Below are 13,314 nucleotides of genomic sequence, written 5' to 3'. Positions count from 1 at the left end.
CACCAATCATTGGCGCCTCACTTCATCCGTTTTACCATCTGTGATTAAACACTAACACCAACTAATTCCGTAAGAAACTAATCAACAATTTATCTACCTTCACATTGTCATGCAACTTGCTATGCTGCGCACTGGCCCCAACAATCTTACGTTCCTGATAGGACTTGGCTCGGCCTGAGACCAGGTATCGTAATGATTGGGAGGAAGCGTTACTGACTGATCCATCCGAATGCGACCCATCATTCTTATCGCCATAAATATTTAGAACCGCAGCTTGGTTCGGGTAAGTTTTACGGAGACCTAGCAGCCGCTTATAATCCGCTTGCATCTTCTCAGGCTTGCCATTGGCCTGCAACTTCATTCGATTAGGTTCATCATTCATACCAAGAATTCCGTTAAAGTGGCCGGCAATATCGACTTGTTTCTGTAATTTCGGCAAACTGCGATTGTTATTGCGTAAATAATACATAATGGCCATGTTACCCATCGAATGGCCAACTACATTGAACTTCTTCGTGTGATAGGTCCGCTGTAGCTTAACCACAGTCGCCTTAGCCCATTGTCCCCATTGCTGCGAACTGGCATTATGATTATCTTCAAACCCGACCTCAACAATGGGATGGTAATCACCTTCACGGAAGTGGCCTTTCAGCGACACCTTTCCTTTTTTCGAAACGGTCGCCCGAATAATGGTATGCGTTAACCCCGCATTTACCAATGAATGGGCCATTTGTTCCTCGGCGTGCGTACTACTTCCCCAACCGTGAAAAAACAGCGTTGGCTCGTATTTACTGGCGTCAGGCAACGCCGCTGCATCACTCCGATTGCTAGTCAGGCCACATGCTGACAACCCTAAAGCCAACAGACTAATCCCCAAAAACAGAAATCCTCTTTTTTTCATAAGATGGTTCTCCCCATATTTTATTTAACGGCAAAAGTATACCCCCTCATGTGGACTCTAAGGCAAGCCATATTTTGAAATTAATTTATATCGCGTTTTATTTTATAAAAAGCTCACCGCCATTTGACGGTGAGCTTGTATATTTAGGCTTCTAACATGGTGACAAACCGGTGATCCCAAATACCTTCAAAAAAGGCAATAGTTTGGTCCGCTGTCATAAATTTATTATCGACGGTGGTTGTTAATCCCCGCGTCATTTGTAAGTCATAACCAATACCGTGAGCTACCTTAGTAGTCGTATCAACACAGTATTCAACCTGTGCGCCACAAATTTCCAAAGATTCTGCGGCAAAGCTTGTTAAGACGCTCCGCAGTTTAGTGTGGAAAAACGCGTTTGCGTGGTGTTTGGAAACGATGGGATCTGTGTTGCGATAATCCAATTCGGGAATCAATTCCCAATCGTGAGTCCCTGCTACCAAGTCTTCATCCGAATGCTGGATAAAGACAATTGGTTTCTTAGCCTTGCGATACGCCGCAATCCGAGCGTTAACACCTGCAATGACTTGGGGCATGTTTGCTGCGGTTTGTTCACCGTAACAAACACCGTTTTGAAGATCAATGACTAGTAAGACATCTGCCATGTTGATGGCCTCCTTCAGGAATCTTTCAGTTTAGTTTCTATCATACGCTATTTATGGTGTCCAAACTATTAAAAAATTTGAGTTGGCTGTATTTAAGGTTTAATCGTCCTTCGCTTGCTAATTAGTTATGGCGTAACGCCCAACTTTCGTTCACTTTAGGCAGATACTGTAAGCGACTACAAAAGAGGCCTCAGTGCCCCCAGGGGCGCTGCAAAGCCTCTCTTGCCTTCCTCATTAAAGTTGGGCTTCATTCTCCTCATTCAGCTTGTCACAGTCGATAATCAACTGACAAACCTCTTTGTCTGGGGACAACTTCATCGAATACTTTCGACCGTATTCAATCATCGTATGATGTGCGCGATGTAATTCCTCAGGAGCTAAAACACCAACAATTTTCTTCTCCACCTGTAGTGGGGATGCCGTTTGCTCAACGAAGTGTAGCCGCTTCGAAATAGCCGACACGTGCGTATCTACCGCAAAGGTTGGCTCGCCAAAAACATCACTCAAGACAACATTGGCCGTCTTTCTCCCAGCACCTGGCAGGGCCATAATCCCCTTACGATCGGTCGGGACAACATCATTCAATTCCTCATGAACGATACGAGCGGTCTTGATAATGTTTTTCGCTTTATTGTGGAATAAACCGACACTCTTAATAATCGATTCGACATCGGTAACATTGGCCACCATTAAATCCGCTGGATTCGGATACTTCGCAAACAAAATTGGTGTCACCTTGTTAACCGAGACGTCTGTCGCCTGCGCACTGAGAATCACCGATATCAAATACTGAAACGGTGTTCTAGAATCAAGTGAAGGTCCAACTGGACCAATATCTTCTGCCATCTCATGAATAGCCCAGACTATCTGTTTGTCTTTCAACATAAGTAATGCCAGCCCCTCTCGTCTTTTGGACGGTAACTTCATACCTCAATCTTACCGCAAAAGGCCAGAGGACAAACTAATTCGACAAACTTATCTACCGACTGTAAAACCAGCACCGTGGCCACCAAAGTTATGAAAGACACCGTTGAGTTCATGGATACCATGGAGAATATAGGTGGTGTTTCCCACCCGTTTTACCTTTTCCTGCATGAAAGAAATATCGCCATTGGGAAAACGGTAATAGTTATGTACGATGTCCGCTGGAACCTTCTGGGCCCTTAACTTCTTGAGTTTAGCCACATACTTTTTATTAAGCTTATTAATCTTGTGTGTCAAACTCTTCGCTTGTTTTGCCGTATATACGGTTCCTTTTTCCTGCGCAATCGTCTTCTTCAAATGTCTGAGTAACTTGATCTTGTGTGATACAACTTCTTTCCAGGCGATCGATAAGCCCTTCTTATTCAGAGTTGCCGCTCGAAGCATTTTTTTATTTTTCTTAATGTAATAGGTTTTCTCTGTTCGTAACTTTTGTTGGCTCGGAACCTTGGCTGCATCAGCCTTGATCACTGATAATCCTAAGCTTAGGGTTATGACAACGCCAAGAATTGCTACCCAAATTGGAAGTGGTCTTCTTGATTCATCATGTTGCATGTCAATTCCTCCATTCAACTATGCCAATGTGTTGCTGCCAGAAAAAAATATAGGAGTTACTCTTATCACATCCTTAGCAGCTATATATTTATAAATTTATACTTAATAATTTTATTATTGCTATGTGCTGGCTAATACTAGCACTCATTTTACCGCAGAAATACTAGAGCCCCTAAACCTTATCATCCAGCAGTTCTTCTGGCAAGCATCAAGAACGCGATGCCGTTCTTCCACCAAAGTATTAGCCTATTGGTCTGGTCATCGGAACACCACACTTACCGATCAAAAGTCATACTTTCACAGATTGGGTCAGGAGAAGTTATAAATAACTTTGTGCTAGTATTTTGACGCCATACCCTCACTTTCTGTTAACTGCCAAGAGGGACCTGTTCTTCAAATTAACTGTTAAGCATCGTTCCAACACTCCTATAAAAGGTGTATACTCAAAATCTAAATTCAATAAATCACGTCAAGGAGTAAACGCATGCAAAACTTAGACTTAACCAATCTTGTTCTGGGCGCTTGGCTACTATTTGTCGTTATCAAACGACAGTTGGCACCCAAGATCATTCGGTTCAAAATTGAATTTTTTATTTTAGTGATCCTACTCGGTGCAGCTTCAATTGGGGATGCCTTCCAGAAACAACATTTACAAATTACGTTGCAACAGGCCTTGATTTTCGGTGGTTTGAGCTTAGCTAGTGCCGTGATATTTGCGGGATTACGGGCCTGGTCTTACCATTTTTGGGTGAGTGATGAGGGAATTGTCATGCGCCAAGGTAATTGGCTCACCCTGGTTTGGTGGGCTGTCGGTACGGTTGGCCACCTCGGTGTAGACCGTATTTGGACCGGAAGCTCGGTAACCCTGCTCCTCTATTTAGGCATAACCTTGCTGGTTCAACGGGGTTGCGTCTGGCTACTAGCGTCGCGACAGTACCCCACTGAAATGCGTCACAATGCGGCCCTGCAAGCCGAGAGCCGGCATGACCGTCATGAACGAAAACGTTCAAGAAAAAATAGATAAAGTAGCATGTAAGTTCTCAGGAAACCCTTTAATTTCTGAGGACTTTTTGCTATCCAACGATTCAATGTCCTATAATGTAGATGTATCGGAAAACCAGGGGGGAATTAGATTGTTAAATCATAAAGTTCTTCGGGGACTACTTTTGTTTGGAGCTGTTGTCGGAATGGGACTTACATCCGCAACCTTATCGGCTCAGGCATCTAGTAAGTATGTCTCATTGTCAAACGACTGGTATGTTCGAACTAAGAAATCGATGTACCTTGACATATACCAAAAACACGGAAAAAAATATAAACCGCTCCTCATAAAAAAAGGAACACTTCTTGTGGCAATACCAAGTTATAAATGGCATCAAGACAAGGTCACTGCTGCTTTTAGATTTGGAGCGATTCATTACAGCAAGCTCAAAAATCTTCGTTTCCCGGGTGATGAGGACATACCACTCACGAAGGCAAACTTTAAACCAGTTACCCTAAAAGCCCCTATCCGATCCACCATCTTGCGACCAGGCATCGGATTTGAAAAGGATAAAGATTCAAATTTTTCAACTCCAGCATTTTATTTAACACTAGATAATTACATTCAATATTACAGTAAAGCTGCCATGGACAAGTATGCCCCCGGTGGCGATATCATCGTAAATACTGGAAACGAAGACGACGCCTACAAGCCAACAGCATCCGCTAAAATGACCAAAACAACTGTTAAAGGAACTACTACCACCGTTCAGTACCGTACACCCATCAAAGGGATTCCAGGTAAAAAGATTGGCGCTCATAAGTATCAGATCAAGATAAAAAGCTTGAGAACTGAAGGCCACTATAATGACACTGATCCTAATGATTTTGACAGATGGAGCGGATACTGGAACAATTACACCGTAAATGGAAAACCCTACTTTTCTGGTTTCATGGACGGTGACGGTGATGAATAGCGGGGTTTTAAATAAAATCAAAATCATATTTTAAAAAAACTGGTTCCGAAGATCACAATTACCTCCGAAACCAGTTTTATTTATCTTTCAATCTAAATTACTCATCGACCAGCCTGACCCACCCGAGACTTCGCCGCCAATCGGCGTCGTGTATCCTCTAAGATCGGCTTTGCCAGCCCTAAGCGTTCGGCCAACCACACCACCTCACTAGCCCCAACCTGATGCAGAAGCAAGCGATACGTGGGCCGTAATGTCTTGGGATCGAACGCCATGGTAGCCGTCATAAATGTTGGGCAATCCACGGCATATTCCTTAATGGCACTGAAGTGGGTCGTCGCAATGATCGTCGCCTGTTGCTGGCGGAGATATTCGATAATCGAAATACTCAAGGCAGAACCCTCTTCGGGATCGGTCCCACTCCCGATTTCATCAAGTAAAACGAGGGCGTTGGCTTGAATATTAGCCGTCATATCCACCAAGGTCGTCATCTCAGCGGCAAAGGTACTCAACTGAGCAGTCAGACTTTGATTATCCCCAATATCGACCCAGAACTGACTAAACACGGCCATCTCTGTGCCCTTATCAGCAGGTAATTCCAGGCCAAACTGAACCATCAAGGCAAATAACGCAATCGTCTTCAACACCACGGTTTTCCCACCGGAGTTGGCCCCAGTAATCATCAGGCCTTGATGTGACGTGAGTTCGATATTCAAAGGCACGGCATCCGGTCCCAACAAGGGATGGCGGCCGGCCACAATCTTAATGTATTGGTCGGTGTTCAGTTTGGGCAGATGGCTATCTGTTTCCAAGCCATACTGCCCCTTGGCCATCGTCTGATCGAAATCACTGAGTAAGTCTTGATTGGCTTTCAGATCGTCCCAGTGATCCAGAACGTCGCCGGTCAACGTGGCCAGCAATTGATATATTTCATCACTCTCGGCATTGATCAGGCTAGTCAATACGGCTGACTTTTTTGCTGCCGCTTGGGGTTCGAAGAAGACCGTTGATCCAGTCCCAGACTGATCGACGACCTGACCTGGGAACCGATTCTTATAACTCGCCTTCAGTTGCACGCAGACCCGGTCATTTCGCGTGATCAGCCGATTGCTTTGAACCGCCTTGGCGTGCTTCTGGACAAATTGAGTCAGGGTTGTTTGCACCTGTTGGCGTTGTTTCTTAATCTGCCGCCGAATATCGGCCAACTGTGGCGTGGCGTCGTCCGCAACCTGCCCTCTGACAATCACGTGAGTTAAACGGCCCTGCAGACCGCTCAGACCCTTGGCAGAAGCCAACATGACCGTTAACCCTGGTGCGAGTTGTTCGTGCTCACGTAGCACGGTCGTCAATCGCTGAAGGTTTGTCAGAAAGTCACTAACCATTCCCAATTGTTCCGCCGTGAGTAAGAGTCCTTGGTCCAATTTTGTTTGTAGCGCGGTCAGCTGATCCAAATCAAAGTAGGTCAACATGACATCATTGGCCAGTAAACGATGGGCCTCGGCCGTCAGTTTTAACTGTTGCCGAACAGTCTTAATGTCGGTCACGTTAGGTGCCGTCTGTAAAGCGTTCGCCGCCCGATCACTATGCGTGAATTGAGCGACCGTCGCTAGGATCTGATCAAGCTGGGTAATTTGTTTTAAAGTCATTTTTTCTCCTTGCAGCAATCAGCATGGAGAAACATTCATTGGTTTGAATTGTCGGTCCTGCTATTGCTAATTCATGTATTGGTTTGTAACGGACATCGCGCGACAATTATGCACACTCATTAACTTCACTCCTTATAGCGTCGGCTTCCACCTTAGCACACCTAGGTTTTTCGGGCAAACATGCCAACTAAATAGCCACCGTCATCGCTGATGGTGGCTGTTTAAGTCTAATCTGGTTGACTATCCTTGAAACGCTCGGTTAGCTTAGTCTCACTGGCCGACAACAGGTCACTAGCATCGATATCATACAGACTACTGATCACCAAGACCTGGTCGAGCACATCTGCCAATTCTTCACGTAAATTAGCCTGACGTGCCGCAGGAGTCGCTTGTTTTTCGCCAGGATGGTCCCGCCCAATCTCAATCGCCCGAATGGCCCGCGAAACCTCACCGGCCTCTTCGGTTAGGAAATTCAAATGAACAAAGGGTGAATATTGATACCAATGCCGCCGCTGGTAGAAATCGACCAGCCAATCTTGATGTTCCGTAATTGTCACGTGTTCGTCCCCCTTTTCGTGTTCTTTCAACTGTACCAGAATCCAATTGTGAACTCAGTGCAGACGTCTTATAAATAAATAAGTAGCCACAACTCCCCGAAAAAGTGTGATGATTCTTTGCCTAAGTCCTTATGGTTTTCCTAAAGGAACCAAGAAAACGTAAAGCTCCTCGCAAAAACCACCACGCTAGCCAATTCTGTTGTAGTCTAGGAACATGATAACCGACACGATAGATAAGCAAACTTTTATGGAGGTGGTTCGATGCGTTGGGAACCCTTATTACTCATCATCTTACTGGCTGGACTAAGTGGCCTACTCATCGTCGCAACCGGCCGCAAACGCCGCTGGTTCGCCCTCTTAGTGCTAGGCTACTTAACTGGCCTAGCCGCCATTCTCTTTACCCCAATTTCATTTTCCGGCACCGCGATTTATATCATGCCCATCGGAATTGGCCGGGTCAATTTAACCAATCTGGACGTCTTCAACCTCGGCTTCCTCGAGAACATCGTCTTGACGATTTCCCTAGGGCTACTGGCCAAGTGGGCGTTACCTAAGCTTTCACTCTTGGACGTCAGTCTCTTGGGCCTCTTCGTTGGAGGTAGCGTCGAAACCATGCAATACGTCCTCTCGCATCATTGGCTCATCAACCGCAGCAGTGACATCAATGACGTCTTGGCCAACGCCTTAGGCATTCTGGTCGGTGGCCTAGCCGTTGCCCTCTTCAACCGAATAACCAGCCGCAAAACTCATGCGGAGCGCGCGATAGCCTAAGTAAACTTACCACTGACATTCTTATGGATGTCAGTTTTTTTGTAGCAGGTCGACGTTAGCCGTTCACACGCCCCAATCAGCCGACAGTGGCCTACTAGCAAAATAAAACCCATTACCAGCAATCTCATGCCAGTAATGGGTTATCAACTGATTTAATTCTGTTCATTAATTGATGAAGCCTTGTTCTTCTTGAAAACAAACCACTTACTAAAGAAGTAGTTAGCCAAGACAACCACCACTTGATCAACCAATTTGGTCACCATTTCATTTTGCTGGAGCAAGGTGACCCCGGCCCACATGATGGCCATATCCATAATCAATGTCGCCCCCCGCGCGAGGAAGAACGTGACGACCTCGCTGAAAAGGGCCTTAGTCGTTGTAAAGTGGGAATGGAAGACCCAGACCCGATTGGTCAGATAGGCAAACAACACCGATAGGAACCAAGCCCAGACGTTGCCTACCTGATAGTTCCACCCCCACAGTGTGGCCGTGACATAAAAGACGACCAAATTGACCACCGTCGTCAGTCCCCCGAATATCAGGTAGGCCAGCACGTCCTGATATTTGTAGTAAAGTTGCAGTAATCGTTGCATGTTTCTAGTCCCCCCTGAATAATCCGTATCTTCTCTCGTTATAGCTGAAAACCTTTAATGACGCAAGCTGCCGCCCCCATTTAATAGAAAAAATTAAGGGTTGGATCGCTGACCTGTATTTACCGTTAATTGCTGGTTAGGCTGCGTTGGCAGGTTGAGCCGTGTGGCGGAAGAGGTGAATTTTGATTTGCATAGGTTAAAGTAATTAATTTAATTCCCCTAGCTGCACCGCAGTTAAAAACACCGTCCCGGCTTAACCGAAACGGTGCTCGTGTTAGTTATCGATTTAATCGTTCCTGAATCGTTTGAATCACGCGGCTCTTTAACAAGCCGTAGACCAAAACAATTTGAATGGGTGTCACAATGAGCTGTTTAACGGCCCGTAGTGGCAATAAACTCCAGAATGGCGTCCGGTACATGATGGTCACCCACAATGTGTTGAGAAAGGCATTCACGACGACTGCGATAATCACAGAAGCCAGTGTGATGCGTCCCCAACTCACCGGTTGCTTGTAAAGGAACAGCGCGTAAATCAGTGATCCCAGGATCGCCGATACCGTAAATCCCAGGAAGAAGGGTCCCCCGGTCATCAAAGTTCCCACCACGTCAACGACGGCCGCGGTCATCATGCCCCACCAGGGACCGAACAACTTGGCCAGTAACGCCACAATCAGAAAAGTAAAACTAAACTTGATAAAGTTATTGCCGATCGAGAAGCGACTGATCACCAGCTGCAACGCCATCAATAACCCCATCGTCACCATACTCAACGTGTCCAGCTTGGGTAGCTGGGTTTTTGCCATTGTCTTCAATTCAGACATCTCCTAAGGGAGTTGCCACATTGCTGCGGTCAATGCGGAAATAAGATCGCGGGACACATTCCCTTCGTCCGGTGTTCACATTGCGTTCCACCGGCACTTGACGCCTTATTTCCTACTCCGTAAATTTAATTACAGAAAACAGCATACCATACTCATTCCAGACTTGCACGCGTTATGCGCGGTCAAAGTCCTTCAACCAAGCTAAAGCCAAAGCCTTTTCCCCAAGGTGGGTCCCAATGACTGGCCCGAAGTAAGAGCGTTCGACGGGGATCTCAGGGTATTGCGTCGCAATCTTTTCGGCCCAAGCTTTCCCACCATCTGGATCGTTCGCATCTAAGACTAACGCCCGTAATGGGTAATCAACCTTCGCCTGGGCTTGAACAAACAAGTCCTCGACCCGTGCTAAGGCCTTCTTACGTGACCGTACCTTTTCAAAGGCCACAATCTCGTGGGTCTCATCGTCAAACGTCAATAATGGCTTAATCCGTAACACACTGCCGATAAACCCAGATGCATTGGACAACCGGCCGCCACGGACCAAGTTTTGCAGATCGTCAACGACAAAGTATTCGCCAATCGTTGACCGCAAGTCATCCAATCGCGCAATGATTTCGTCCGGTTCGGCACCCTTCGCAGCCATCCGTGAAGCTTCAATCGCTAAGTACCCCATCAACTTGACCGTGATCTGTGAGTCATATGGAATGACCTTGATCCGCTCTGGTGGGCGCCAAGGCCTTCAATTGATTAACGAATCCAGAAATGGTGCTGGCCAAATGAATACTAATCACCGCATCATAACCCTCATCGGCCAATTGGTCGTATAAATTAATCATTTCACCCAACGGTGGTTGGGACGTACTTGGAAATGACTTGGAATTTCTTAACCGCTCGTAGAATTCACTCGTGGTAATATCAACATCTTCATCATAGGAGCGACCATCAATGATCACCGGAATTGGTACGACGTGGATATGATACCGCTCGACCTCTTCTGCGGACAAATAGCTAGTACTATCGGTGACCACAGCAATCTTCATTTCTTACACCTACTTTTGTTTTTTATCATTTAGAAACTAGAATACCATAAAACGCCAGGAACGCCTAGAACTTGTACGGTTATGGAAACGTAATCACGACAAATTTAACCTTTCTAACCTAATCCCATTTGCACGCGATTGTCAGGCCTGACGCCAATGATCCCGAGAACTTATCCAGGTTTAATTGTGCCTAGCCCAAATGGGCCTCCTATGCCGTCTCAAGGACACATCTGAAGAACGACCCTGCTTAAATTGTAACACCACAAAAACACAGAAGACAATCTGTCCCTGCATGCAGTGTCCACCACCTCACATCAAGCCAAAGGTTTCTTCACATTGCGCTGACGATCCATACTTTTATCTAAACGGTTCAATAATATCTGTAATAAATTGCGTTCATCGGTTGACCAGTGTTCGAAAACCTCATCTGACAGCGCCTCAAATGCTGAATTAATGGTTGCCGCCGTCTCGGTTCCCGCTGGGGTGATGCTGTAGACCAACTGGCGTTTGTCACGACCAATGGCTTCCTTGGAGACCATCTCTTTGGCCACTAAGCCCTTCAGTTGGCGACTGAGTGTCGACGTATCCAACCGGGTCTGTTGGGCAAGAATTTCTTGGGTGTTTTCACCGCCGCCGATATGATCCAAGAGTTGCCACTCGGAAACGGTTAGGTGCTGTTGCTTGGTCATCCGTTGCAGTAACGTTTGCTGAACTTTGTTGATGGCCATAAGCGCCGCTAAACTGGATTTCATTTGCCCTCACTCCTTTGATTGTATTGTACAACGATCTGGTTGCTAATCACAAGTCAATTTGATGACGTTTTTTTACCCCTTTGACTCGGTTCCCGAGGAAAGTTCTTTGCACTTCGCTTGATCGCCCGGTATACTTTAAGTTGTGTCGTTTTATTGAACGATTGATTCAAGACTCTCTAGATAGAAAGGTGTTGTTCTCCATGTCATTTGACGGATCCTTTACCCACGCAATGGTTCAGGAATTGGGTCAAGCCCTCACGACCGGTCGGGTAAGTAAGATTAACCAACCTTACGCCAACGAAGTCGTCCTCACCATCCGGGCTAATAGCCATAACTATCCGATTCTGTTATCGGCTAACCCCACCTATGCGCGGATTCAAGTCACGCAGATTCCATACGTGAACCCACCCGTACCCACTAACTTTACCATGATCTTGCGGAAATACTTGCAAGGGGCAATCTTAAAGAACATCACTCAGGTTGCCAACGACCGGGTCGTGCACCTGCAATTTACCTCTCGTAATGAATTAGGAGATCAACAAGATCTTCTCCTTATTATTGAAATCATGGCCCGTCACAGTAACGTCATCCTAGTCGACGGTGCCGAAGGCAAGATTCTCGATGCCATCAAACACGTTGGCTCCGATCAAAATCGCTACCGGTTACTCTTACCAGGGGCGCAATATATCAACCCACCGAAGCAAGATCTCACCGATCCCTTCGCTGGCCCTCGTCCTGATTTAGCCGATACGCTCCGCGATTTCCCTAACCAGGAAGTTCTCGCCCAAACCCTGCAGCACCAATACCAGGGACTAGGCAAGGACACGGTTGCCGCATTAGCCACCGCCCTTCACCAACCTGGCGATGTGGCCCAACACTTCCGAGACTTCTTCGCCACTTTCGATGCCCCACAGCCCACGTTAACCATTTCGCCTAAGGGCAAGACCAGTTTCACGGCCTTCCCTTACCCAGCGGAAGGGTCCACGCAACAGACTGCGGCTACCCTCAGTGAGCTCTTGGATACCTACTATCAGGACAAGGCCGAACGCGACCGGGTTCAACAGCAAGGAAGCGTGCTGATTCGTGTCGTTCGTAACGAACTCAAGAAGAATCGCACCAAGTTAAAGAAGCTCCAGCGCACCCTTGCCGATACCGAGAACGCTGACGAGTACCGTATCAAGGGCGAGATTCTGACGACCTACTTGCACCAAGTCAAACGCGGGGAGACATCAGTTTCGTTACCCAACTTCTACGATGACAACAAGCCGTTGAAGATCGCCCTCTCCAATCAGTTATCACCCAACCAAAACGCGCAAAAGTACTTCAAACGCTATCAAAAGGCCAAAAATGCCGTCATCTACGTTAATGAGCAGTTGAAAATCACGCAAGCTAACGTTGATTACTTCGACAACATCATGGCCCAGATTGAACTGGCCGCCCCGAAGGATCTCGTGGACATCCGTCTCGAACTCCAACAAGGGGGCTACCTGCGAGATCACGATCACCTGAAGAAGTCTAAGAAACAGCGGCGTCAAAAGGTCAGCAAGCCCGATCGCTTCACGGCTAGCGATGGCACGAAGATCTCTGTCGGTAAGAACAACTTGCAGAATGATCAGTTGAGCCTGCATACTGCCAAACGAACCGATATCTGGCTTCACGTGAAGGATATGCCGGGTTCCCACGTGATCATTCACGCGGATAATCCGAGTGAAGCGACGATTCTTGAGGCCGCCAACTTGGCCGCCTACTTCTCCAAGGGTCGCGAGTCGAGCAATGTGCCCGTCGATTACCTGCCTGTAAAACGACTCCACAAACCTAATGGGGCCAAGCCAGGCTACGTGATCTTTACTGGCCAACGGACGGTCTACGTCACACCAGAAAGCTCGCTGGTTGAAAAACTCGCGGATAATTAGTCTTAATTGCTATATACAACTACATTTACAGACAAAGCGTTCAGTCATTTCGATATTGACTGGACGCTTTTTGTTATCTACAATTACCGAAATTAAAAACGGTTCTAAAATAACTGTTGTTGGTAATCAAGATTATTTCTTCCTCAATTGTCAAATCAAGTGCAACACTAAGAATCTATTCTTAGAAGTGG

The 13,314-nt window shown here is 46.6% G+C and carries 13 protein-coding genes, 1 pseudogene and 1 riboswitch; of the genes and pseudogenes, 4 read left to right on the top strand and 10 right to left on the bottom strand.

Going from position 1 to position 13,314, the window contains the following annotated elements:
- Nucleotides 1–61: 61 nt before the first annotated feature.
- From IV54_RS05465 to IV54_RS05450, 4 genes are all read right to left on the bottom strand, one after another.
- Nucleotides 62–901, bottom strand: coding sequence for an alpha/beta hydrolase (locus IV54_RS05465; RefSeq protein WP_057878392.1), 840 nt, complete (start codon nucleotides 899–901; stop codon nucleotides 62–64).
- Between the two features lie 143 nt (nucleotides 902–1,044).
- The gene (locus IV54_RS05460) at nucleotides 1,045–1,542 is read right to left on the bottom strand and encodes a cysteine hydrolase family protein (RefSeq protein ID WP_057878391.1); all 498 of its coding nucleotides are present in this window, start codon (nucleotides 1,540–1,542) and stop codon (nucleotides 1,045–1,047) included.
- A 234-nt stretch (nucleotides 1,543–1,776) separates the two neighbouring features.
- On the bottom strand, nucleotides 1,777–2,427 hold the full coding sequence (locus IV54_RS05455) for an endonuclease III domain-containing protein (RefSeq protein ID WP_057878390.1): 651 nt from the start codon (nucleotides 2,425–2,427) through the stop codon (nucleotides 1,777–1,779).
- Nucleotides 2,428–2,517: 90 nt separating this feature from the next.
- Complete coding sequence (locus IV54_RS05450) at nucleotides 2,518–3,078, bottom strand: hypothetical protein (RefSeq protein ID WP_057878389.1); 561 nt, start codon at nucleotides 3,076–3,078, stop codon at nucleotides 2,518–2,520.
- Nucleotides 3,079–3,562: 484 nt separating this feature from the next.
- Between IV54_RS05450 and IV54_RS05445 the strand changes: the two genes are divergently transcribed.
- Both IV54_RS05445 and IV54_RS05440 read left to right on the top strand, forming a co-directional pair.
- Nucleotides 3,563–4,102 (top strand): hypothetical protein, encoded by a 540-nt coding sequence (locus tag IV54_RS05445; protein WP_057878388.1) that lies wholly within the window; start codon nucleotides 3,563–3,565, stop codon nucleotides 4,100–4,102.
- Nucleotides 4,071–5,036, top strand: coding sequence for a hypothetical protein (locus IV54_RS05440; RefSeq protein WP_237756672.1), 966 nt, complete (start codon nucleotides 4,071–4,073; stop codon nucleotides 5,034–5,036). Before IV54_RS05445 ends, IV54_RS05440 begins: the two co-directional genes overlap by 32 nt.
- 101 nt (nucleotides 5,037–5,137) lie before the next feature.
- Here the strand turns inward: IV54_RS05440 and IV54_RS05435 are convergent, their stop codons facing one another.
- Nucleotides 5,138–6,679 (bottom strand): endonuclease MutS2, encoded by a 1,542-nt coding sequence (locus IV54_RS05435; protein ID WP_057878386.1) that lies wholly within the window; start codon nucleotides 6,677–6,679, stop codon nucleotides 5,138–5,140.
- A 227-nt stretch (nucleotides 6,680–6,906) separates the two neighbouring features.
- Nucleotides 6,907–7,236: a MazG nucleotide pyrophosphohydrolase domain-containing protein gene (locus IV54_RS05430; protein ID WP_057878385.1), complete on the bottom strand. Its 330-nt coding sequence runs from the start codon at nucleotides 7,234–7,236 to the stop codon at nucleotides 6,907–6,909.
- Nucleotides 7,237–7,497: 261 nt separating this feature from the next.
- Here IV54_RS05430 and IV54_RS05425 point away from each other — a divergent pair, with 261 nt between their 5' ends.
- Nucleotides 7,498–8,007, top strand: coding sequence for a VanZ family protein (locus IV54_RS05425; RefSeq protein WP_057878384.1), 510 nt, complete (start codon nucleotides 7,498–7,500; stop codon nucleotides 8,005–8,007).
- 152 nt (nucleotides 8,008–8,159) lie between these two features.
- Here IV54_RS05425 and IV54_RS05420 read toward each other — a convergent pair whose 3' ends face one another.
- The 4 genes and pseudogenes from IV54_RS05420 to IV54_RS05405 all read right to left on the bottom strand — a co-directional run bounded on the left by IV54_RS05420 (nucleotide 8,160) and on the right by IV54_RS05405 (nucleotide 11,210).
- Nucleotides 8,160–8,600 (bottom strand): GtrA family protein, encoded by a 441-nt coding sequence (locus IV54_RS05420; protein WP_057878383.1) that lies wholly within the window; start codon nucleotides 8,598–8,600, stop codon nucleotides 8,160–8,162.
- A gap of 278 nt (nucleotides 8,601–8,878) precedes the next feature.
- Nucleotides 8,879–9,403, bottom strand: a complete 525-nt coding sequence (locus IV54_RS05415; protein ID WP_237756671.1) for a folate family ECF transporter S component — start codon at nucleotides 9,401–9,403, stop codon at nucleotides 8,879–8,881.
- A 42-nt stretch (nucleotides 9,404–9,445) separates the two neighbouring features.
- Nucleotides 9,446–9,543, bottom strand: a riboswitch (THF riboswitch).
- Between the two features lie 50 nt (nucleotides 9,544–9,593).
- A pseudogene (locus IV54_RS05410) lies at nucleotides 9,594–10,458 on the bottom strand (DegV family protein).
- Between the two features lie 314 nt (nucleotides 10,459–10,772).
- Nucleotides 10,773–11,210, bottom strand: a complete 438-nt coding sequence (locus tag IV54_RS05405) for a MarR family winged helix-turn-helix transcriptional regulator (RefSeq protein ID WP_057878381.1) — start codon at nucleotides 11,208–11,210, stop codon at nucleotides 10,773–10,775.
- Between the two features lie 200 nt (nucleotides 11,211–11,410).
- On the opposite strand from IV54_RS05405, the gene IV54_RS05400 reads away from it, so the two are divergent.
- On the top strand, nucleotides 11,411–13,123 hold the full coding sequence (locus IV54_RS05400) for an NFACT RNA binding domain-containing protein (RefSeq protein WP_057878380.1): 1,713 nt from the start codon (nucleotides 11,411–11,413) through the stop codon (nucleotides 13,121–13,123).
- Nucleotides 13,124–13,314: the final 191 nt, after the last annotated feature.

This window comes from Levilactobacillus paucivorans (assembly GCF_001437125.1).
Taxonomy (GTDB): domain Bacteria; phylum Bacillota; class Bacilli; order Lactobacillales; family Lactobacillaceae; genus Levilactobacillus; species Levilactobacillus paucivorans.
Note: the sequence above shows the minus strand (reverse complement) of the source record. Positions and strands in the feature narration are given on the sequence as shown.

Bases quoted from the DNA above. Each gene is read 5' to 3' on its own strand.
- IV54_RS05465 (WP_057878392.1), bottom strand. From the start codon at position 901: ATGAAAAAAAGAGGATTTCTGTTTTTGGGGATTAGTCTGTTGGCTTTA.
- IV54_RS05460 (WP_057878391.1), bottom strand. From the start codon at position 1,542: ATGGCAGATGTCTTACTAGTCATTGATCTTCAAAACGGTGTTTGTTAC.
- IV54_RS05455 (WP_057878390.1), bottom strand. From the start codon at position 2,427: ATGTTGAAAGACAAACAGATAGTCTGGGCTATTCATGAGATGGCAGAA.
- IV54_RS05450 (WP_057878389.1), bottom strand. From the start codon at position 3,078: ATGCAACATGATGAATCAAGAAGACCACTTCCAATTTGGGTAGCAATT.
- IV54_RS05445 (WP_057878388.1), top strand. From the start codon at position 3,563: ATGCAAAACTTAGACTTAACCAATCTTGTTCTGGGCGCTTGGCTACTA.
- IV54_RS05440 (WP_237756672.1), top strand. From the start codon at position 4,071: ATGAACGAAAACGTTCAAGAAAAAATAGATAAAGTAGCATGTAAGTTC.
- IV54_RS05435 (WP_057878386.1), bottom strand. From the start codon at position 6,679: ATGACTTTAAAACAAATTACCCAGCTTGATCAGATCCTAGCGACGGTC.
- IV54_RS05425 (WP_057878384.1), top strand. From the start codon at position 7,498: ATGCGTTGGGAACCCTTATTACTCATCATCTTACTGGCTGGACTAAGT.
- IV54_RS05420 (WP_057878383.1), bottom strand. From the start codon at position 8,600: ATGCAACGATTACTGCAACTTTACTACAAATATCAGGACGTGCTGGCC.
- IV54_RS05415 (WP_237756671.1), bottom strand. From the start codon at position 9,403: ATGGCAAAAACCCAGCTACCCAAGCTGGACACGTTGAGTATGGTGACG.
- IV54_RS05405 (WP_057878381.1), bottom strand. From the start codon at position 11,210: ATGAAATCCAGTTTAGCGGCGCTTATGGCCATCAACAAAGTTCAGCAA.
- IV54_RS05400 (WP_057878380.1), top strand. From the start codon at position 11,411: ATGTCATTTGACGGATCCTTTACCCACGCAATGGTTCAGGAATTGGGT.